This window comes from Rhizobium sp. RU33A (assembly GCF_900156055.1).
GTDB lineage: Bacteria > Pseudomonadota > Alphaproteobacteria > Rhizobiales > Rhizobiaceae > Allorhizobium.
Genome location: NZ_FTMQ01000003.1, coordinates 55,692 through 74,922 on the forward strand (window position 1 = coordinate 55,692; position 19,231 = coordinate 74,922).

Sequence of the window (19,231 nt, forward strand, 5' to 3'; positions counted from 1 at the left end):
ATTCCCGGAGACAGATCCGCGAATTGTATCAGTGATGAGTATATATCAGGGATGGTTGCACGGAAGTGAACAAAAACCCGCCGATAACGGTGAGCTTTCGTCACTCAGTTCTTGTGGCACGCGAGAAAAATGCAAGTTTTCACCGGCGAAGACTTCCCAGAATCCCGCGAACCAAGGCACGGCCGACCGAAGTCGCAACGGAGCGTGCCGCACTCTTCATGGCGGCCTCGATCACCGTCTCGCGCTGATAGCCGCCGGAGCGTTTTGTCGTTGTTGTCTTGCGGCCGCTCTGCGTCTCCTCGGGCTCGTCGCCGAAGCCCGGCAGGGTCCAGCGACCAGCAGCGCTCTCGCCGCTTTCCGCCTTCTCCTCCGCCGCGCGCCGCGCCGCCTCGGCGTCTGCGGCCTTCTTCGCCCGGGCGGTGAGGATCTCGTAAGCCGATTCCGAATCGAGATCGATGTCGTATTGCCCGGCGACCGGCGACAGGTTCATCACCTTCTGCCGCGTGGCGTCGTCGATCGGTCCCACCTTGCCCGACGGCGGGCGGATCAGCGTGCGCTCGACCATGGAGGGAATGCCCTTGGCTTCCAGCGTCGACACCAGCGCCTCGCCGATGCCGAGCTGAGTGATCGCATCGGCGCAATCGAAGGCCGGGTTCGGCCGGAAGGTGTCGGCCGCCGTCTTCACCGCCTTCTGCTCTCTCGGCGTATAGGCGCGCAGTGCATGCTGCACGCGGTTGCCGAGCTGGGCGAGCACGGTTTCCGGCACGTCGAGCGGGTTCTGCGTGACGAAATAGACGCCGACGCCCTTGGAGCGGATCAGCCGCACCACCTGCTCGACACGCTCGATCAAGACCTTCGGCGCGTCATTGAAGAGAAGATGCGCCTCGTCGAAGAAGAAGACCAGCTTCGGCTTGTCGAGATCGCCCACCTCCGGCAGCTCCTCGAAAAGCTCCGAGAGCAGCCAGAGCAGGAAGGTTGCGTAAAGCCGCGGGTTCATCATCAGCTTGTCGGCGGCCAGAATCGAGATCGCGCCGCGCCCGTCGTGCGTGGTCCGCATGATGTCGGTCACCTTGAGCGCCGGCTCGCCGAAGAAATTTTCCGCGCCCTGCTGCTCGAGGATCAACAGCCCGCGCTGCAACGTCGCGATTGATGCCTTGGAGATGAGGCCGAACTGGCTCGAAAGCTCGGTCGCATGCTCGGCCATGTAATTGAGCAGCGCCTGCAGATCCTTGAAGTCCATCAGCGGCAGCCCACCCTCATCGGCGATCTTGAAGGCGATGTTGAGCGCACCCTCCTGCGCTTCCGATGCATTCATCAGCCGCGAGAGCAAGAGCGGCCCCATCTCGGCCACCGTGGTGCGCACCCGATGGCCCTTCTCGCCATAGAGATCCCAGAAGATGACAGGGAATTCGGCAGGCGCATAATCGGTAAAGCCGATCTGCTCCGCCCGCTGCGTGATCCAGTCCTTCGGCTCGCCCATGGCGGCAAGGCCGGAGAGGTCGCCCTTGATATCAGATGCAAACACCGGCACGCCGGCCTCGGAGAAGCTTTCGGCAAGAACCTGCAGCGTCACGGTCTTGCCGGTACCGGTCGCGCCGGTGACGATGCCGTGCCGGTTGCCGTATTTCAGCGCCATGTATTCAGCCTTGTTCAGGCTGTCGTCCGGGTTGCGGCTGGTGCCGAGATAGAGCGAACCTTCTTGCAGCATGCGGACGTTTCTCCCTGCGTCGCCAACACTTCAGCTTGCTCTTATAGGTGGACTGTGGAACATCGACAACGGTCGACCATCCCGTTTCGGTACGCTTGGCGATGCGGTCGCACTCCTGTGTCGTCCCCGGCAAATTTCGCCGCACCATGGCTGGACCGCTTGAGTTCACCGTGAACATCCATTACGTTGACGTTAACGTCAAAATCGCCTCAGGAGGACTTCGAGAATGAGCGAAATCGTCACCCGCATCGCCGACAATGTCGGCATTTCCCAGGAAAAGGCCGAAACGGCGCTCGGCATGATGCTCGGCTTCCTGCAGCGCGAAGCAGCAGACGGCCCGGTCGCCCGCATGATCGAAGCCATCCCCGGTGCCGCTGAACTGGTTGCCAAGCACAACGGCGAAGGCGCCGGCGGCGGCGGCCTGCTCGGCGGCCTGATGAGCGCCATCGGCGGCGGCGGCATCATGGGCCTCGGCCAGCAACTGATGTCACAAGGGCTCGGCATGGGCGAAATCTCGACGCTCGCCAAGGAAACCATGGCGGTTGCCCGCGAATACGCCGGCGCCGACGTCGTTGACGAGGTTGTGGCCTCGGTTCCGGGTTTGAGCCAGTTCGTCTGATCGACCTTCCGCCACAAAACGCATCATCAACCGCCGGGTGCAGACCCGGCGGTTTTTTCATGACCCTGCGCGATCGCGAATTGTTCCATGCGTGGAACAAGGGTTGACTGCGCAGCAGTCGCAGCACGGGAGAAGGGACGCGCATCAGTTGATACCCCTCAAAAATAATGGTCGCCCTGTCTTTCAGTCTTTCTGAGAAACTCCGAATTCAACCTTTTTTGGGTGTTTCGGTCAGATTTCCCGCTTAACGTTTGTCATTTGTGGCGAAATACACGCTCCCATTTAGCAGCCGTTAACATAACGCAGGTTTGATTGAGGCATGTATTCACGCCTGGGGGCAAACATGCTGTCGAACTACCTGAACGCGAATAAGCTTGCCGATGACATGAAGGCGCTTTCCACGGCACAGGCGATGATCTCGTTCTCGCCCGACGGCACTGTCCTTCACGCCAACGAGAATTTCCTTAAGACCCTCGGCTACCGCCTGGACGAGATCGTCGGCAAGCATCACCGCATGTTCTGCGAGGAAGCGATCCGCAATGCTCCGGACTATCAGCGCTTCTGGTCGGAGCTTGCGGCCGGTCGCTTCCAGAGCGGCCAGTTCCGCCGACAGAGCAAGTCGGGCGACGATGTCTGGATCGAGGCGACCTACAATCCGGTCTTTAGCGGCGGCCGCGTAGTCCGCATCCTGAAGATCGCCTCCGACATCACGACAAGCAAGATCGCCTCCCTTCACGACGGCAACCGGCTGAGGGCGATCGACCAGTCCCAGGCGATCATCGAGTTCGAGATCGACGGCAGCATCGTTCAGGCCAATGACAACTTCCTCAAAGCCATGGGCTATGACGCAGCCGAGATTGTCGGCATGCATCACCGCATGTTCTGCGATCCCGCCTATGGTGAGACTGCCGAGTATGCCCAGTTCTGGGAGCGTCTGCGCGCCGGTGAGTTCATTTCGTCCAACTTCGTCCGCTACGGCAAGGGCGGCCGCGAGGTCTGGATCCAGGCCGCCTACACGCCCGTCTTCAATTCACGTGGCAAGGTCTACAAGGTGATCAAGGTCGCCACGGACATCAGCCCGCGCATGCGGGCGGTCAAGATCATCGGCCAGGCCATCAAGCGCCTCGCCGATGGCGACCTCACCGTGCGCCTGAACGAGCCGCTCGACGCCGTCCTGGAAGCGACGAGGCTCGACGTCAACACCGCGGCCCAGGCGCTCGACGACACCATGACTGGCATCGTGCGCGCCGCCCAGGCTTTGTCCGAGAATGCCGCTGTCATCAGCGACGTGTCGAACAGCATCGCTGCAAACGGCGAACGCCAGGCCGCGACCGTCGAAGAAACGGCCGCCGCCCTCGAAGAGATCAACCGTACGGTCAAGGACACCACGACCCGCACGCTGACCACCACCCGCCTCGTCAGCGAGACCCGCGCCAATGCCGAGGCCTCGGGCACGGTCGTCACGCAAGCGACATCGGCCATGGACGAGATCGCCGGCTCCTCGCGCGAGATCGAAAACATCATCGGCGTGATCGACGAGATCGCCTTCCAGACCAACCTGCTGGCGCTCAATGCCGGCGTCGAGGCAGCAAGGGCAGGGGAAGCCGGCAAGGGTTTTGCCGTTGTCGCCCAGGAAGTGCGTGAACTCGCGCAGCGTTCGGCGAGCGCTGCCAAGGACATCAAGGGCCTGATCGCCAAGTCGGCAGAAGCCGTCCGCCACGGCGTGACCCTCGTCGACAAGACCGGCCACGCGCTGGAATCGATCGTCAATCAGGTCCAGGAAATCGACGGCAATGTCGACGCGATCTCGCTGTCCGCCCGCGACCAGGCGCAAGGCATCGGTGAGATCAACAGCTCGATCAACATGCTCGACAAAGTCACGCAACAGAGTGCGGCGACCGTTGAAGAAGCAAGCGCTGCCGCCAATTCCCTCGCCGACGGTGCCCGCGAACTCTACGGTCTCGTATCCCGCTTCCAGACCTCGGCGCTGAAGCCCGGCCAGGTGCAGCACGCCATGGGCCGAGCGGCCTGATCGGCTGCGGCCGAGTAATCTCTCACATCACCTCATGCGGCGTCGCGATTGCGACCCGCGACGGTGCCACCTGGAAATCCCGGGGCAGCATGCGGTGATGCGCCATGACCATCTGGCAGGCGCTGCGGGCGTCCTGGCGCAGATCGTGATGGATGACGAAGGTCAGGCGACCCTGCGCCAGCAGCGCGCGATTATCGGCATCAAGGTCATGGGCAGCAAAAACGTCGATCCGGCGCTTTTCTTCCGCGAAGGCGCGCAGGATTGCCCGGTTGCCGCCGCCGATTGAATAGACGGCGCGGATCTCGGGATGGCTGACCAGCGCCGCCTTCACCAGCCGCTCTGTCGTGCGGTCGACGCCGAACCCCTCTGATATCGTTACGCTGCCAAGATGCGGGGCGTCGCGACCGAGCGCATCGCGAAAGCCGCGCTGGCGTTCTTCTTCGCCGGAAAAACGGGCGCTCGACAGTGTGACAAGCACCTTGCCCGCAGCCGCCCCCGCCATGCGGGCGAGCAGATAGGCGGCCGTCGCCCCGGCCACCCGATTGTCCATGCCGACATAACCCTGCCGGACAGCAGCGGGCAGGTCGGTCACCAGCGTCACCACAGGAATGCCGCTCTCCATCAACTCCGCCGCCATCTCCGCGATCGCCGTCGTCGAGGGCACCTTGACGACGACGCCATGGCTGCCGCGCCGACGGATGCGCTTGAGGATGGCGAGAAGATCGCGCTCTTCCATGGTCTCCGCCACGTGAAAGCGGGCAGAAAGAGAGGCTGGGCGCATGCCTGGCAGCTCGGCATCGAAGGCCGCCCGCACGGCATTCGAAAACCGCTGCGGCGTTTCCATCACCACGTCGATGACGAGGCGCCGCCCGCCGATGCGTGCCTCGGCATATTGCCGCTCCAGTTCCGCGATCGCTGCCTCGATGCGAAGGCCCGTCACCTTCGCCACATGCCCGCGTCCGTGCAGGGCCCGATCGACGGTGGCGAGACTGAGGCCGGATTGCAGGGCGATGTCCTTGAGCGGGAAGGGCGGGCGCATGAAAGGAGCCTTGAGGTGTTTTTGAGGTGTTTCGCCGCTCATCTCTCACTCGTTGCCTGACTATGGTCAAGGTGGATGAGGATTTCGGGAGGAAATCATGGACCAGAGAACATTGACCAGCCGTCGCCGCGACAAGGTCTGGCTCGACAGCGAGGCCGGTGACATCCAGGCCTTCAAGGCGCTGGTGGCGCAAAAGACCAGGCGCGAAGACTGGCCATTCGCCGCCGGGGTCGAGAAGAACGTGCTCCTCTATGATGGATCGACCGTGCGCGACATCGCCGGCGATCCGCAAGCCTGCCGCGAATTGATGGCCGAGTGGGTCGAAGCCTTCTCGACCGGCCCCGGCGTCATCGTCATCCGTAACGCCATTGCCGATCTTGCGGTCGTCGATCGCGCCACCGAGGTCTTCAACGCCATCGTCAAGGCCGAGAAGCAAGGCGGCAAGGCCGCCGCCGACCATTTCGCCAAACCCGGCGCCAATGACCGCATCTGGAACTCGCTGCAGAAACACGCGCTCGCCGACCCCGACAATTTCGCCCGCTATTATGCCTCCGACGCAATCGCCATGGCGTCGGAAGCCTGGCTCGGCCGGGGCTACCAGATGACGGCGCAGATGAACCGGGTAAACCCGGGCGGCAAGGCGCAAATCCCGCATCGCGATTATCACCTCGGCTTCATGTCGCCACAGCAGATGCAGGCCTATCCGGGGCACATCCATGCCGTCTCGCCGCTGCTGACGCTGCAGGGTGCCGTCGCCCATTGCGATATGCCGGTCGAAAGCGGCCCGACGCTTTTCCTGCCCTATTCGCAGTCCTTCTTCGAAGGTTACCTCGCCTTCGGCCGTCCTGAATTCCAGGCCGTCTTTGCCGAGAGCCACGTGCAGCTGCCGCTGTCGAAGGGTGACGCCGTCTTCTTCAACCCAGCCCTGATGCACGGCGCCGGCAACAATGTGTCAGCCGATATCTGGCGCATGGCAAACCTCTTGCAGGTCTCCTCCGCCTTCGGCCGCGCGATGGAAAGCGTCGACCGCGATGCCATGTGCAAGGCGGTCTATCCGGCGCTGCTCGCTGCCGAGAGGACGGGCGCGCTGACCTCGGCCGAAATCGGGAATGCCATTGCGGCCACGGCGGAAGGCTATGCCTTCCCGACCAATCTCGACAGCGATCCCCCGGTCGGTGGCCTTGCGCCGAAGACGCAGAACACCATGATGGCGGAAGCGCTCGAGGCGGGCATGGAACCGGAGGCCTTTGCAGCGCTCGTCGAGACACAGGCTGCCAAGCGCAGGGCATGAGGACCACAATGGGAAGACTGGACAACAAGATCGCCGTCGTCACCGGCGGCACGCAGGGGCTGGGCGCGGAAGTCGCCCGGCTGTTTGCCGAGCGCGGTGCAGAGGGCTTAGTCATCTGCGGTCGCAGCCGCGACAAGGGCGAGGCCAAGGCGCGTGAGATCACCGAGCGCTACGGCACCCCGGTGCATTTCGTCTCAGCCGATCTCGGCGAGGTCGCCGACTGCCGCCGGGTGATTGCTGCAGCTGACGAGAAATTCGGCCGCATCGATGCGCTGGTCAATGTCGCCGCCATCACCGATCGCGGCACCATCCTGGACACCGACGAGGCGCTGTTCGACCGCATGTTCGCGATCAACACCCGTGCACCCTTCTTCCTCATCCAGGATGCGGTGAAGCTGATGCTGCGCGACGGTATCGAGGGCACCATCGTCAACATCTCCTCGATGTCCGCAATGGCCGGCCAGCCCTTCATCGCCGCCTATTGTGCCTCCAAGGGTGCGCTCGATACGCTGACCCGCAATGTCGCCTTCGGCCTCCTGAAAAACCGCATCCGCTGCAATGCGCTCAACATCGGCTGGATGGCGAGCGACGGTGAAGATCGCATCCAGCGCGAATATCATGGCGCGCCCGCCGACTGGCTGAAGGAAGCCGCCGCCCGCCAGCCCTTCGGCCGTTTGGTCGATCCGGCCGAAGTGGCGCGCGCCTGCGCTTATCTCTCGTCGGAGGAAAGCGGCCTGATGACGGGTGCCACGATCAATTTCGACCAGTCGATCTGGGGCGCCTACGAGGACAGCCCGCACCCGAAGGAAAAAATGACGCTCTGAGGGGAGGCGAGGGAAGTCGCGGAACCCCCGACGCGGCTTCCCTCACAGGCTGAACCGGATCACGTAACGCGTCCCGCCGTCCATCTCGCGGGTGATCTCGCCGCCAACCTGCTTGACGAAGGCATCGACGAGGCGGGTGCCGGAGCGTCGCGTGGTCTCTTCTTCCATGCCAATGCCGTCATCCGCAATGGTGAGGCTGGCCTGACCCTCGTTCTCGGCTGTGAGCGTCAGGCGGATCGTCCCGCTCTCGCGGTCGACATAGGCATGCTTCACCGCATTGGTCACTAGCTCCAGTGCAGCAAGCGCGAGCGGCGAGGCCCGGTCGGCAGGCAGGAGGATGCCGCTCGGCAGAACGGCTTCGAGTGTGATGTCCCGATCTTCCGGCACCAGCGTCGCCGGATCGCAGGCGCGGGTCAGGAGCTCGCCGAGATCGATCTTCTCGCCGTGGCTGGAGCGGTAGAGCAGGTCATGCACCTCGGCCAACGCTCTGACCCGCATCTGCAGCGCCTGTACGTCGAAGCTGCCCCGCCGGGCCTGCATGTTGATGAGGCTCGTCACCAGCGCGAGATTGTTTTTCACCCGGTGATTCATCTCGCGCACGAGTTCGGCGCGTTGATGCGCGAGGTTCTCGGCTTCTGCCCGCTTCAGCGACTGCCGGTCGCTCTCGCGCTGCACCAGCATGCTGCGTCTGGCAAGCGACGTCGCAACCAGCGTGAAGGCGCTGATGGCGAGCATCAGCAGCCAGACGGGCAGGGCACTGCGGATCGTGGCGGCACGGATGCCGTCGATCGGTACGCCGAAATTGGCGACGAGCGGTATGCCGCCGAGCCGGCTGAAGGCATAGATCCGCCTGATACCGTCGGAGACCGCCAGCGCTTCATAGACACCCTCATTGCCCTGGGCCATGTTCTGTCGCGCCGGCGTGTCGGGGGCAAGAAAGATCGGCTCGGCCGGGACCTGGCGGACCAGGAGCTTGCCATCGTCACGGGTGAGCGACGCCGCCTCATTGTCCTGCGCTGTGACATCGCGCAGGAAGGTGCGGCTGGTGTCGGTGGCGATCGACGAAACGATCATGCCGCGGAATTCATTGGTGACGAACGGCGTTGCGACGATGATCGCATCCTCGCCGCCCGGCTCCAGCTTGATCCGGTCGATGAAGAGCCGGCTGCCGCTCTGGATCGCGTCGATATAGTCGCGCGCGCCCATCGGAACATCGACGGGGAAGGCGCGGCTCGACGCAACCATTCGCCCCTCGTTGCTGATCACCACCAGTCCGAAATTATCGGGCTGGCGACCGTCAAGGCCGGCGAGAAAACTGTGAAAAGCTTCTGAACGCAAAAAGTCCGCCGGCTCGCCGTTCACCCGGCTGCGGGCCGCGCCATGCTTGATGATCTCGGTCTCGAGCAGCCGCTGGGAATATTGGCGCACAAGCGTGACGGTATCGACCGCATGATCGGTGGCGATCGCCTTCTGCTCCTGCCAGGCGATCCCGCCCCAGATCAGCCCGCCAACGACGGGGATCAGGACACTCCCGATTTGAATGGTCCGGAACCAGCGTAACACCATATCGGGACCCCAGACTGCCAAGCCGTGCGCCCTTTCGAAATTGCGTCGAAAATTGTTCAAGGCTGTCCTTTTAGAGCAGGTCGGAACAACCATTGCAACACAACGACGTGGCGTGGGGGCCAGTTTTGCCACGGGAAATCGTAACGAACCGATCACATGCCCGTTCGGCAGGAGGGATAAACCTGAACGCAATCCCTGAATACAATCATGGAGAAAGACGATGACCTCAGACAGCGAAGATCATCGCGAGGAAGGCGTTCGCAAGCTGCCCAAGCCCGCTGACACTGCGACCCGCCCCGACGCAGGCCAAAGGCGTCCAGCCCGCGCGGGCTCTTCAGATAGGCGAAACCGGATACCGCGATGCCGATGACGATCACCGCGACGCCGACGGCCTCGATCGCCCGGGTGATGTGCATGATGCTGGCGAAAGCCATGGATCCGGCCCCCTTCGAAGAGGGTGCAATGTTCCCCCTTCTGATCGGTTTCCACAATCGCCTACTGGTCACGGCACCTTTCGCCGAGTCGCGCGTTGATGAGACGAACACCTTTCATCACGAGAAGCAGGGAGACCAAGATGCAGGATTTCGATCTGAGCGCCATGACCGAGGACGAGCTCGACCGCCTGATTGCCGATGCGACCCGCGAACGCGATACGCGCAGCAACCCGGATGAACGCAAGGCCGATGCCGATGGCGTCCGCGGCCAGGACGTCAACGATCCGAACCACGGCGCCATCACCACGCCCGCCCCGCATCAGGTCCGCGATCACGGGCCACAGGGTCTGGAGCCTGGCGCACGTGTCGAAGGCAGTCGCGTGATCAATGCGGATGAGGCAGCCGGCGCCGATATCGAGCACGCCGCCCGTCGCGTCGTCTGACGATGAACGTCTGACAGGACAGAGTTTCGATGGCCAGCCCCCGGCCATCCGGCCGCCATGCATCGCCCCCGGATGCGTGGCGGCCCTTCTTTTGGTCAGTTTCGAAGCCCTTTTCGAAGCCTTCGTTTGCAAAGACCGGAAGCGTCTGAACCGACGCAGGTGCCGTCGCGCGAACCCACCACATTGCCAGCGGGAACTCGCCGCGCTAGACCGGGCTGGTGATCACAGCGCTCGCCGCCTATACAGCCCTTTTCCTGGCAGCCTTCCTCGCCGCGACCATCGTCCCGGCGCAGTCCGAGGCCGTGCTGGTCGGCCTGATCCTCGCCAAAGACCAGCCGGTTGTCCTGCTGCTTCTCGTCGCGACGACAGGCAATGTGCTGGGCTCGGTCGTCAACTGGCTGCTCGGCCGCTTCATCGAGCATTTGCGCAACCGGCCCTGGTTTCCCGTCTCAGAACAAAAGCTCGCCCGTGCCGAAGCCTGGTACCGGCGCTTCGGCATCTGGTCGCTGCTCTTGTCCTGGGTGCCGATCATCGGCGATCCGCTGACGGTCGTCGCCGGCCTCTTGCGCACGCCGTTTCTCACCTTCCTGATCCTCGTGACCATCGCCAAGGCCGGGCGTTACGCCGTGCTCGCCGCAATTACCCTCGGTCTGATGTGACCTTGGCCGTCTGGCCCGGCTTCAAGCGGGGGCAGAGCTCAGGCGGTAAACTTCACGCCAGCGGCCATCGCCGCTGAGATCAGCGCCTGGCGACCATCCTCTTCCTTCGCCTTGCCCTGCGCCACGGCGCCGAGCACCAGAAGCGCCTTGTCCAGAACCTCGCTCTCTTCCTCCGGCCAGTCTTCGATCAGGGCCCAAGAGGCGCCAAGCGAACTGTCGACCACCACATCCTCGCCCTCTTCGCCGATCCCATGCAGGATCACGGGCTTGCTCCAGGTCTTCGTCATCAGCGTTTTCATCTTTCGTGAAGTCAGAGGCGCTTCGGCGCCGGATCATGGCCGCCTCTATAGCGGCGAGAATGTCAATCCGCCAGAGACGCCCGGTTCTTCTGTGCGACGATGAAAAGCCGGGGAAAGGCGAGCAGCAGCCGTCCGTCCGCCATCGGCGGATAGTCGCGTTCGATGCGCCCGCGATAGGCTGCGCGGAAGGCATCACGCTGGTCCGGTTCGACCGCGGCCAGATAAGGCCTGAGCCCTGTTCCTTCGACCCAGTCGACAATCGCCTGCGCATTCGCCATCGGGTGATAGTAGACCGTGTGCCAGACCTCGACGCTGGCCGACATTGGCATCAGACGGTCGATGTAGGCCGCCGGTCTCGGTCGAGGCTCCCGCTTGGCACGCCCCCCGGCAAAGACAGGGGCCCAGGGGCCATCTGCTGCCGTTTCATCCATCGCCATGTGGCTCGGCTCGCCCAGATTGTCGGGCATCTGGACTGCCAGAAAGCCGCCCGGCGCCAGCCCTTCCATCAGGGCGGCAAGTACGTCCAGATGAGCCGGCACCCATTGAAAGACGGCATTGGAATAGAGAAGGTCCGCCGGCGCGTCAGGGCGCCAGGTGGCGAGGTCAGCCTTGATGAAGGACGTTCGGGGCAGGCGCGCCCGTGCTTTCGCCAGCATGTCGTCGTCGCTGTCGAGGCCGCTGACGGCAGAAAGCCCGAAGCGATCGACAAGAAGCTCGGTCGAATTGCCCGGCCCGCAGCCGAGATCGATCACGTGCCTGGCAATCTCCAGCGGCACCCTCGCAAGCAGATCCCGCGCCGGCCGCGTCCGCTCATCTTCGAAACGGAGATATTGCGTTGCAGACCAGTTCACGCCGAAACCTCGACAAGTCCCGAAAGCGACGACAACACCTTGTCGGGCGCAAAATCGGCATATTCGTCCGGTGCACCGGTTCGGTTGATCCAGTGGCAGGTCATGCCGAAGGCCTTGGCACCGGCGATATCCCAGCGGTTCGAGGACTGGAAGGCGATATCCGGGGCGGCAATCTTGTAGGTCGAGGTGACCAGCGCATAAGCCGCCGGCGCCGTCTTGTAGATCTTCAAGGGATCGACAGAAAAGATGTCGTCGATCAGGTGGCCGATCCCGGCCGCGGCAACCGCCTCGTCGAGCATGGCGGGCGTGCCGTTGGAGAGAATCGCGATCCGTGCCCCGGTCTGGCGCAGCGCCGCCAGAACGTCCGGCACCTCGGCAAAACAGTCGAGCTTGCGATAGGCGTCGAGCAGATCCGCCCGCAGACCCTTGTCGACGCCGGGAAACCGGGCAAGGCAAAAGTCGAGCGCATCTTCGGTCATTGCGCGAAAATCCCGGTATTGCCCCATCAGGCTGGTCACCCAGGTATATTCCAGCTGCTTCACCCGCCAGAGATCGGAGAGTGCCTGGGCATCCGGCCCGATGGCCTGGCCATGCCGGCGCACGGCCGCATGCACGTCAAAGAGGGTGCCATAGGCATCGAAGACATAGGCTTGGCGCCCGGAGCCTGTCTGGACGTCAGCATGGGATGCGATCGCGTCTGTCATGAATGTTCCTCCTGAAAGGAGGTTAGGGCGCTGGCGTCGGCCGTTCAAGCGGGCAGGGGGCCGTGGCCGACCGCAATCAGCTGCGACGCGCCGCAAGCCGCTTTCGGTCGTGTTCGACGGTCGAGAAGCCGCGGGTCGTCAGCCGGAACTGCCGCTTCTGAAATTCGCCCCGGATCTCGATCAGACCCTGTTCCTCGGCCTCGGCCAAGGTCTTCAGGCTGGTGCCCTTCGGCGGCGTCTGCCAGTCCCGGCCTTGAGCCGCATGCAGCAATACCATGATCTTGATCATCGGGGTCTCTCTCTGGGCACTGCCGATCTCAGCCCTCCCACTTTTGAGGCCAGGCCGCAGATCGGAGGACGCGAGCGCAGCGAATGTCCGCCGGCGCGTCACAACTTGAATTGCCTGCTGCTATGCCTGACGTTTTCGCGAGCGTCGATCCGAAAATGAACAAACCCACCCGGTCTCTCAAAGGGATCGGCTAGCTTCGCTAAGTCACAGTCAGGATTTGGTCCGCAGCCAGTCCCTGAGCGCCGCATTGATCCGCGACTGCCAGCCCGGGCCTTCGGCGCGAAAGGCGTCTATTACGTCCTGGTCCAGCCGGATGGTTGTCGAGACCTTCGTCTTGGGACTTTTGGGCCGCCCGCTTCGAACCGGTGCCGCCTGGAGTTTCTCGACCCAGGGGCTGGTCGAAAGGTCAGGCGCCTCATCGTCAATGTCCGACAAGGCGACCTTTGTAGATGGTATACTCACGGTCATTGGCTTTCCTCATGCTGATCACACGGATCGCCGGTTCGCGATGCGTCCAGATCATCACCACCATCCGTTGATCCAGCATGCCGATGGTCATGAAACGGACTTCACCATAATCGCGGCGATCGTCCTCTATCGTCAGATGCCGGCCGGCAAAAACCTCTCCCGCCCGCGCAAAATCCAATCCCCTTTCAACAAGGGCCTTCATCCGCTTTTCAGGATCGAAGGTGATATCCATTATTGTTACTACAAAAATGTCAGAATGGCCATTGTTAAAATAGACAGCTCTACCAATGGATGCAATCGGATGCGATGGCACCATCACCCACCCAGATCCTGATCGATCTCCGTCAGCGCCCGGTCCACATGCCCCTCGAAGACAAGCGTCTCTTCCTCGGTGATGATGAGGATCTCCGGCGCGCCGCGTACGCGCACATGTTGCGATTGCGCCAGCCCCTCGTCGAGGCCGCGGGTCAAGAGATCCATGAAGCGCGTGCCGGGGCCGGTAATCGCGATCGGCATGGTCTCCTCGGCGAGGCTCAGCATGCGTGACAGTCCCTGGCCGAGCGCCAGCCCCGCCTGGCGGAAGGCATATTCCGAGGCGCGGTGTCCCTGGCGGGCGCGGCTTGCGATCTTCTCCATCTCGGCCAGCGGCACGAATTTCGCCGGGATCGTGTCCGGCGGCACTTCGAAGGCCATGCGCAGGATGCCGTAAAAGCCGGCGGAGGCCTCGATGCAGCCGATCGCGCCGCAGCGGCAGAGCTTGCCGTCGCTCGCATGCAGCATGTGGCCGAAATTCGGCGCCCGGATCTCGAGATCGCCATGCTGGTCGCGATAGGCAATCCCGAGCCCGATCGAATGGCCGAGCGACAGCGTGGCAAGCGAGGCGAGCGGTGCGCCCCTGTTCTTCTCCAGCCTGAGTGCCAGCGCATGGGTGACGAGCAGGCTCTCGTTAAAGAGGTGGATCCGGCTGCCGCTGAAGCCGGAAAGCGCGGTCACGAAGTCCAGCTCCTGATAGCCAAAGACTGGCGACCACAGAAGCTTCGCGCCCTCCCGGTCCACCAGCCCCTTGCTGGAGATCGAGATGGTCGAGATCGAAGACGCTGGCAGGCGGGACCGCTGGATCAGGCGCTCAAGCGCCGCCCGAAAACCCTCAATGAACCGCTTGGGCGATTCCGCCCCCTGTTCGCGCGCCTCCTCAAATCGGTCGATCATCGTGCCGCGATAATCGGCGAGCGAATATTGCACCGCATGCGAGGAGATGCGCACTGCAATTACATGGGCGGCGTCCCGGCGACGGGCAAAGAGGGCACGAGGGCGTCCGCGCTGGCCGGCATTCGCCACCTCGCGCCGTTCCAGCAAACCATTTTTCTCGAGATGCGAGGTAATTGCCGAAACGGTCGCGGAAGAGAGCCCCGTCGCGGCAGACAGATCGGTATGCGCCAGCGGGCCCTCACGCCTGAGAACCTTCAGCACAAGCCCATTGTTCTGGTGGCGAACGGCTTCTGTACTCGCCCTCGGACTGGCTGTCATGATGGGCTTGTCGCCCGCTCTCGTATGGTCCACCGCATGCTCCTCCCAAAGCATTTGGCAACTGTCTTTGCAAGCCTCCTCCGGCTCGTGTTGACAGCGTGAGAATCTTCTGACAGTTATTTTCTCGACTGTCGAGAAAAACCATTGGACGGGGGTCCATGGGGTAAGGGCAGTTTCGCAGCGGGTCGTAGGTTGGGAGGTCTTCCGACGGTCCGCTTTCACCTTGGGAGGTTTTAAAAATGAAATCCGTTATGAAGCTGATGGCAGCGACTGCCGTCATCGTGAGCCTGCATTCTGTCGCCAATGCCGAAGGTCTGACCGTCGGCGTCTCCTGGTCGAACTTCCAGGAAGAGCGTTGGAAGACGGACGAGGCAGCGATCAAGGCAGCACTCGAAGCCGCCGGCAACAAGTACATCTCTGCGGACGCCCAGACGTCCGCCGCCAAGCAGCTCACCGACATCGAAAGCCTGATCGCCCAGGGCGCAAACGCCCTGATCGTTCTCGCCCAGGACTCCGAAGCCATTGCTCCGGCGATCGAAAAGGCAACGGCTGAAGGTATCCCGGTCGTCGGTTACGACCGTCTGATCGAGAACCCGGACGCCTACTACATCACCTTCGACAACAAGGAAGTGGGCCGCATGCAGGCTCGCGAAGTGTTCAAGGCGAAGCCGGAAGGCAACTACGTCTTCATCAAGGGCGCCTCGACCGATCCGAACTCCGACTTCCTCTATTCCGGCCAGGTTGAAGTGCTGAAGGAAGCCATCGACTCCGGCAAGATCAAGAACGTCGGCGAAGCCTACACGGACGGCTGGAAGCCGGAAGCTGCTCAGAAGAACATGGAGCAGTTCCTGACCGCCAACAACAACGCCGTTGACGCTGTTGTCTCCTCGAACGACGGCATGGCCGGCGGTGTGGTTGCAGCTCTGGAAGCCCAGGGTCTCGCCGGCGCCGTTCCGGTCTCCGGCCAGGACGGCGACAAGGCCGCTCTGAACCGCGTCGCACTCGGCACCCAGACCGTGTCTGTCTGGAAGGACAGCCGCGAACTCGGCAAGAAGGCCGCTGAAATCGCCAACGAACTGGCCGCCGGCAAGTCGATGGACGAAATCGAAGGCACCGTGAAGTTCTCCGGCGGTCCGAAGGCCGTCGAAATGAACTCCTACTTCATCGCTCCGCTGCCGATCACCAAGGACAACCTCGCCACCGTCATCGACGCTGGCTGGATCTCCAAGGAAGAAGCATGCCAGGGCGTTGCCGCCGGTTCTGTTGCCGCCTGCAACTGATCCTGTAGTGACTGACCACAGAGCTTGAGCCGGAACGCCGCAGCCTTTTGCGCTGCGGCGTTTCGACTGGTCGAGAGCATCGCGGCAGCAAGGTGTGGGCTGGCTTCAAGGGGCCACCGCATGACCAGGCAACAGCCGCCGAAGAACGACAGATGCCTCGATCCGCATGGCGGGTCCAATGCCCGCAAGCCCGCGCAAGGCGCGGCCCTTCGCAAGCCGACAAACGACTGGGGAGAATTTTTCGTATGGCGGATCACAGCCTTGCCACACCCGCGCATGGTGCTCGGGCATCCAATGTTTCAGCGGTAAAACGCTTCTTTCAAGCCACCGAAATCGATACGCGCCTGCTCGGCATGGTCATCGCTCTGGGGTTCATCTGGGTTGGCTTCGACATCCTGTCGAACGGCCTGTTCCTGACCCCGCGTAACCTGTGGAACCTCTCGGTCCAGGCTGCCTCCGTCTCGGTCATGGCGACCGGCATGGTGCTGGTCATCGTCACCCGCAACATCGACTTATCCGTCGGCTCCATTCTCGGTTTCGTCGGCATGATCATGGCGGTGCTTCAGGCCCGCATCCTGCCACCGATCATCGGCTTCGAACATCCGATGATGTGGATCATCGCGCTTGGCGCCGGCATCCTCGTCGGCACGGCGATCGGCGCGCTGCATGGCGCGATCATCGCCTTCCTCGGCGTGCCCGCCTTCATCGTCACGCTCGGCGGCCTGCTCGTCTGGCGCGGTGCTGCCTGGATGGTCACCTCAGGCGCCACTGTCGCTCCGATGGACACCACTTACCGCCTGATGGGCGGTGGCGCGGATGGTTCGATCGGTGTCACGGCCAGCTGGATCGTCGGCCTCGTCGCCTGCCTGATGATCGTTCTGACCATCCTAAACACCCGTCGCCAGCGTCGTCGCTTCGGCTTCCCGCTGCGTCCGGTCTGGGCCGAATACTTCCTCGTCATCTCCGGCTGCTTCGCGGTTCTCGGTGCGGTTTGGGTCGCCAACAGCTATTACATGCCGGTCAATTTGGCCCGCCGTTACGCCGAAGCCAATGGCATTGCCTGGCCGGAAGGTGGCCTGCAGATCGGTCTTGGCATCGCCGTTCCGGTTCTGATCGCCATCGGCATCGCCATGGTCATGGCCTTCATCACCAACCGCACGCGCTTCGGTCGCTATGTCTTTGCGATCGGTGGTAACCCGGAAGCCGCCGAACTCGCCGGCATCAAGGTCAAGTGGGTCATCGTCAAGCTGTTCGCGCTGATGGGTGCACTCTGCGCCATCGCCGCTGCCATCTCGACGGCCCGTCTCAATGCCGCGACCAACGCGCAGGGCACGCTGGACGAGCTCTACACCATCGCCGCAGCCGTTATCGGCGGCACCTCGCTTGCCGGCGGTGTCGGCACCATCGCCGGCGCCATGCTCGGCGCCATCGTCATGCAATCACTGAACTCGGGCATGGTTCTGCTCGGTCTCGACACACCGCTCCAGAGCATCGTCATCGGTATCGTGCTCGTCGTCGCGGTCTGGCTCGACACCGTCTACCGCTCGCGTGCGAAGTAAGGGGAGTTGAACTCATGTCTGAAAACCGCACCCCCCTCGTGGAAATGCGCAACGTTTCCATCTCCTTCGGCGGCATTCACGCCGTCGACGACGCCTCGATCGACCTCTTCCCGGGGGAAGTCGTGGCCCTGCTCGGCCATAACGGTGCCGGCAAGTCGACCCTGATCAAGATCCTCTCCGGCGCCTACAAGCGCGACAACGGCGATATCTTGGTCCGTGGCGAATTTGCCGACATCAACAATCCGCGCGACGCCAAGAAGTATGGCATCGAGACGATCTACCAGACGCTCGCCGTCGCCGATAACGTTGATGCTGCCGCCAACCTCTATCTCGGCCGCGAGCTGCGCACCGCCTGGGGCACGCTCGATGATGTCGCGATGGAAGCGAAGGCCCGCGAAGTCATGGGGCGCCTGAACCCCAACTTCCAGCGCTTCAAGGAGCCGGTGAAGGCGCTCTCCGGTGGTCAGCGCCAGTCGGTGGCAATCGCCCGCGCGATCCTCTTCGACGCCCAGATCCTGATCATGGACGAACCGACGGCCGCCTTGGGCCCGCAGGAAACCGCCCAGGTCGGCGACCTCATCCAGCAGCTGAAAAAGGACGGCATCGGCATCTTCCTGATCAGCCACGACATCCACGACGTCTTCGACCTCGCCGACCGTGTCTTCGTCATGAAGAACGGCCGCGTCGTGGGCCATGCCCGCACCGAGGATGTCACCAAGGACGAAGTCTTAGGGATGATCATCCTCGGCAAGTGCCCTCCCGGGGCAGTGCCCGGGCCGGGCGCCATGCAGGTGGCGTAAGCCGAGCGGACGTTAAGTGAAGTGAGAGAAGCGAGGGGGCGTTAAGCTCCCTCGTTTGCGTTTGGGGCGCCGCTGTTACGCACGCCGAAGTCGGCAGCCTAACCGTTCACCTTTGGCGCGGAGGCCCCGCCAGTCCGAGAAAGACCAGCATCGCCTGATTAAGCCGTACGATGTCCTCGTCATCCAGTCGCCCGACCCACTCACCGAGTTTGGATTTCGAAACCGTCGTGATCTTGTCCACCATCAGCCGAGAGGGGTGCCGCAGGCCATTGCCGGTGGTCGGGAGAACCGGGAGCCTGAACAAGGGCGCGTCGGTCTCGTCGGAGGTGAAGGCGCATAGGGTGAGCGACCCAGTCTGGTCGAAACTGTCGTCTTGCACGATGACCGCCGGCTGCGGTTTTCCGGCACAGTCATTGCCCCCGGCCACCGTCCAGATATCTCCACGTCTCATTCATCGGTCCAGTCGGAAACCGCGTCGATGAAGTCTTGGTCGGCCGTTGCCTGCTCGCTTTTGGCGACAGCCAACGACTGCCGGCTGGCTTCCGCCTTGAAGGAAGGCGATCGGATGTCCGGCACCCAGATCTGGATGGGGCGAAGTCCCTGGGCTCGTAGCCGCTGGCGATGCTCGGCGACCTTGACGCGTGACGACTTGGGCTTGGATGCCGATGTCATGTAAGGCTCCTACAAACATGGTTACATGTAACCTATCACGTACATGCAAACACGCCAAGGTGCCCCGATATGCGCTCTGCCCTACGCCTAACATGTCACGATGCATACGCCCCGCCCCAACGCAAAGAACCGGGCACAAGGCCCGGTTCCATCTGTTTTGCGTTCGT

The 19,231-nt window shown here is 62.9% G+C and carries 22 protein-coding genes; 9 read left to right on the plus strand and 13 right to left on the minus strand.

The features are described 5' to 3' along the window. Positions 1-139: 139 nt before the first annotated feature. A complete protein-coding gene (locus tag BW978_RS11075; protein WP_076395108.1) occupies positions 140-1,708 on the minus strand; it encodes a helicase HerA-like C-terminal domain-containing protein in 1,569 nt (522 codons plus the stop codon). Positions 1,709-1,934: 226 nt separating this feature from the next. Here BW978_RS11075 and BW978_RS11080 point away from each other — a divergent pair, with 226 nt between their 5' ends. Then, entirely contained in the window at positions 1,935-2,327 is a 393-nt protein-coding gene (locus tag BW978_RS11080) for a DUF937 domain-containing protein (protein ID WP_076395111.1), read from the plus strand. 319 nt (positions 2,328-2,646) lie between these two features. After that, on the plus strand, positions 2,647-4,359 hold the full coding sequence (locus tag BW978_RS11085; protein WP_280173593.1) for a methyl-accepting chemotaxis protein: 1,713 nt from the start codon (positions 2,647-2,649) through the stop codon (positions 4,357-4,359). A gap of 22 nt (positions 4,360-4,381) precedes the next feature. On the opposite strand, the gene BW978_RS11090 is transcribed toward BW978_RS11085, so the two are convergent. Further along, positions 4,382-5,398 carry a LacI family DNA-binding transcriptional regulator gene (locus tag BW978_RS11090; RefSeq protein ID WP_076396446.1) on the minus strand — a complete coding sequence of 339 codons (1,017 nt, stop codon included), beginning with the start codon at positions 5,396-5,398 and terminating at the stop codon, positions 4,382-4,384. A gap of 97 nt (positions 5,399-5,495) precedes the next feature. Here BW978_RS11090 and BW978_RS11095 point away from each other — a divergent pair, with 97 nt between their 5' ends. Further along, positions 5,496-6,689, plus strand: coding sequence for a phytanoyl-CoA dioxygenase family protein (locus BW978_RS11095; protein WP_076395113.1), 1,194 nt, complete (start codon positions 5,496-5,498; stop codon positions 6,687-6,689). Then, positions 6,686-7,513 carry an SDR family oxidoreductase gene (locus tag BW978_RS11100; protein WP_076395115.1) on the plus strand — a complete coding sequence of 276 codons (828 nt, stop codon included), beginning with the start codon at positions 6,686-6,688 and terminating at the stop codon, positions 7,511-7,513. The genes BW978_RS11095 and BW978_RS11100 overlap by 4 nt, the downstream gene beginning before the upstream one ends. 42 nt (positions 7,514-7,555) lie before the next feature. On the opposite strand, the gene BW978_RS11105 is transcribed toward BW978_RS11100, so the two are convergent. Next, positions 7,556-9,079, minus strand: coding sequence for a sensor histidine kinase (locus BW978_RS11105; protein ID WP_175616873.1), 1,524 nt, complete (start codon positions 9,077-9,079; stop codon positions 7,556-7,558). A 152-nt stretch (positions 9,080-9,231) separates the two neighbouring features. Continuing rightward, positions 9,232-9,513: a hypothetical protein gene (locus tag BW978_RS11110; RefSeq protein ID WP_076395119.1), complete on the minus strand. Its 282-nt coding sequence runs from the start codon at positions 9,511-9,513 to the stop codon at positions 9,232-9,234. 140 nt (positions 9,514-9,653) lie between these two features. Here BW978_RS11110 and BW978_RS11115 point away from each other — a divergent pair, with 140 nt between their 5' ends. Then, positions 9,654-9,956, plus strand: a complete 303-nt coding sequence (locus tag BW978_RS11115; RefSeq protein WP_076395121.1) for a hypothetical protein — start codon at positions 9,654-9,656, stop codon at positions 9,954-9,956. Between the two features lie 221 nt (positions 9,957-10,177). Continuing rightward, a complete protein-coding gene (locus BW978_RS11120; RefSeq protein ID WP_076396448.1) occupies positions 10,178-10,615 on the plus strand; it encodes a YqaA family protein in 438 nt (145 codons plus the stop codon). Positions 10,616-10,653: 38 nt separating this feature from the next. On the opposite strand, the gene BW978_RS11125 is transcribed toward BW978_RS11120, so the two are convergent. The 7 genes from BW978_RS11125 to BW978_RS11155 form a co-directional block, all read right to left on the minus strand. After that, complete coding sequence (locus BW978_RS11125) at positions 10,654-10,902, minus strand: DUF982 domain-containing protein (protein ID WP_076396450.1); 249 nt, start codon at positions 10,900-10,902, stop codon at positions 10,654-10,656. Between the two features lie 74 nt (positions 10,903-10,976). Continuing rightward, positions 10,977-11,765, minus strand: coding sequence for a trans-aconitate 2-methyltransferase (gene tam / locus BW978_RS11130; protein WP_076395123.1), 789 nt, complete (start codon positions 11,763-11,765; stop codon positions 10,977-10,979). Next, positions 11,762-12,469: a haloacid dehalogenase type II gene (locus BW978_RS11135; protein ID WP_076395125.1), complete on the minus strand. Its 708-nt coding sequence runs from the start codon at positions 12,467-12,469 to the stop codon at positions 11,762-11,764. Before BW978_RS11135 ends, tam begins: the two co-directional genes overlap by 4 nt. Positions 12,470-12,545: 76 nt before the next feature. After that, positions 12,546-12,758, minus strand: coding sequence for a hypothetical protein (locus BW978_RS11140; protein ID WP_244551941.1), 213 nt, complete (start codon positions 12,756-12,758; stop codon positions 12,546-12,548). Positions 12,759-12,968: 210 nt separating this feature from the next. Further along, positions 12,969-13,193 carry a BrnA antitoxin family protein gene (locus BW978_RS11145; protein ID WP_348529163.1) on the minus strand — a complete coding sequence of 75 codons (225 nt, stop codon included), beginning with the start codon at positions 13,191-13,193 and terminating at the stop codon, positions 12,969-12,971. Beyond that, entirely contained in the window at positions 13,180-13,458 is a 279-nt protein-coding gene (locus tag BW978_RS11150; protein WP_076396454.1) for a BrnT family toxin, read from the minus strand. Before BW978_RS11150 ends, BW978_RS11145 begins: the two co-directional genes overlap by 14 nt. 83 nt (positions 13,459-13,541) lie before the next feature. Then, complete coding sequence (locus BW978_RS11155; protein WP_076396456.1) at positions 13,542-14,753, minus strand: ROK family transcriptional regulator; 1,212 nt, start codon at positions 14,751-14,753, stop codon at positions 13,542-13,544. A gap of 239 nt (positions 14,754-14,992) precedes the next feature. Between BW978_RS11155 and xylF the strand changes: the two genes are divergently transcribed. From xylF to BW978_RS11170, 3 genes are all read left to right on the plus strand, one after another. Then, positions 14,993-16,033, plus strand: a complete 1,041-nt coding sequence (xylF, locus tag BW978_RS11160) for a D-xylose ABC transporter substrate-binding protein (protein ID WP_076395129.1) — start codon at positions 14,993-14,995, stop codon at positions 16,031-16,033. Positions 16,034-16,278: 245 nt separating this feature from the next. Further along, positions 16,279-17,592, plus strand: coding sequence for a sugar ABC transporter permease (locus tag BW978_RS11165; protein WP_076395131.1), 1,314 nt, complete (start codon positions 16,279-16,281; stop codon positions 17,590-17,592). A gap of 14 nt (positions 17,593-17,606) precedes the next feature. Then, complete coding sequence (locus BW978_RS11170; RefSeq protein WP_006727196.1) at positions 17,607-18,392, plus strand: ATP-binding cassette domain-containing protein; 786 nt, start codon at positions 17,607-17,609, stop codon at positions 18,390-18,392. A 106-nt stretch (positions 18,393-18,498) separates the two neighbouring features. Here the strand turns inward: BW978_RS11170 and BW978_RS11175 are convergent, their stop codons facing one another. Both BW978_RS11175 and BW978_RS11180 read right to left on the minus strand, forming a co-directional pair. After that, positions 18,499-18,843 carry a type II toxin-antitoxin system PemK/MazF family toxin gene (locus BW978_RS11175; RefSeq protein ID WP_076395133.1) on the minus strand — a complete coding sequence of 115 codons (345 nt, stop codon included), beginning with the start codon at positions 18,841-18,843 and terminating at the stop codon, positions 18,499-18,501. Further along, positions 18,840-19,064 (minus strand): antitoxin MazE family protein, encoded by a 225-nt coding sequence (locus BW978_RS11180; protein WP_076395135.1) that lies wholly within the window; start codon positions 19,062-19,064, stop codon positions 18,840-18,842. The genes BW978_RS11175 and BW978_RS11180 overlap by 4 nt, the downstream gene beginning before the upstream one ends. Positions 19,065-19,231 lie beyond the last annotated feature (167 nt).

What these genes read in the sequence shown, in the direction of transcription:
- BW978_RS11110 (WP_076395119.1), bottom strand. Translation starts at nt 9,513, where the DNA reads ATGGCTTTCGCCAGCATCATGCACATCACCCGGGCGATCGAGGCCGTC.
- BW978_RS11090 (WP_076396446.1), bottom strand. Translation starts at nt 5,398, where the DNA reads ATGCGCCCGCCCTTCCCGCTCAAGGACATCGCCCTGCAATCCGGCCTC.
- BW978_RS11075 (WP_076395108.1), bottom strand. Translation starts at nt 1,708, where the DNA reads ATGCTGCAAGAAGGTTCGCTCTATCTCGGCACCAGCCGCAACCCGGAC.
- BW978_RS11135 (WP_076395125.1), bottom strand. Translation starts at nt 12,469, where the DNA reads ATGACAGACGCGATCGCATCCCATGCTGACGTCCAGACAGGCTCCGGG.
- BW978_RS11085 (WP_280173593.1), top strand. Translation starts at nt 2,647, where the DNA reads ATGTATTCACGCCTGGGGGCAAACATGCTGTCGAACTACCTGAACGCG.
- BW978_RS11105 (WP_175616873.1), bottom strand. Translation starts at nt 9,079, where the DNA reads ATGGTGTTACGCTGGTTCCGGACCATTCAAATCGGGAGTGTCCTGATC.
- BW978_RS11115 (WP_076395121.1), top strand. Translation starts at nt 9,654, where the DNA reads ATGCAGGATTTCGATCTGAGCGCCATGACCGAGGACGAGCTCGACCGC.
- BW978_RS11175 (WP_076395133.1), bottom strand. Translation starts at nt 18,843, where the DNA reads ATGAGACGTGGAGATATCTGGACGGTGGCCGGGGGCAATGACTGTGCC.
- BW978_RS11100 (WP_076395115.1), top strand. Translation starts at nt 6,686, where the DNA reads ATGAGGACCACAATGGGAAGACTGGACAACAAGATCGCCGTCGTCACC.
- BW978_RS11095 (WP_076395113.1), top strand. Translation starts at nt 5,496, where the DNA reads ATGGACCAGAGAACATTGACCAGCCGTCGCCGCGACAAGGTCTGGCTC.
- BW978_RS11180 (WP_076395135.1), bottom strand. Translation starts at nt 19,064, where the DNA reads ATGACATCGGCATCCAAGCCCAAGTCGTCACGCGTCAAGGTCGCCGAG.
- BW978_RS11080 (WP_076395111.1), top strand. Translation starts at nt 1,935, where the DNA reads ATGAGCGAAATCGTCACCCGCATCGCCGACAATGTCGGCATTTCCCAG.
- BW978_RS11125 (WP_076396450.1), bottom strand. Translation starts at nt 10,902, where the DNA reads ATGACGAAGACCTGGAGCAAGCCCGTGATCCTGCATGGGATCGGCGAA.
- BW978_RS11165 (WP_076395131.1), top strand. Translation starts at nt 16,279, where the DNA reads ATGGCGGATCACAGCCTTGCCACACCCGCGCATGGTGCTCGGGCATCC.
- BW978_RS11150 (WP_076396454.1), bottom strand. Translation starts at nt 13,458, where the DNA reads ATGGATATCACCTTCGATCCTGAAAAGCGGATGAAGGCCCTTGTTGAA.
- BW978_RS11140 (WP_244551941.1), bottom strand. Translation starts at nt 12,758, where the DNA reads ATGATCAAGATCATGGTATTGCTGCATGCGGCTCAAGGCCGGGACTGG.
- BW978_RS11155 (WP_076396456.1), bottom strand. Translation starts at nt 14,753, where the DNA reads ATGACAGCCAGTCCGAGGGCGAGTACAGAAGCCGTTCGCCACCAGAAC.
- BW978_RS11170 (WP_006727196.1), top strand. Translation starts at nt 17,607, where the DNA reads ATGTCTGAAAACCGCACCCCCCTCGTGGAAATGCGCAACGTTTCCATC.
- xylF (WP_076395129.1), top strand. Translation starts at nt 14,993, where the DNA reads ATGAAATCCGTTATGAAGCTGATGGCAGCGACTGCCGTCATCGTGAGC.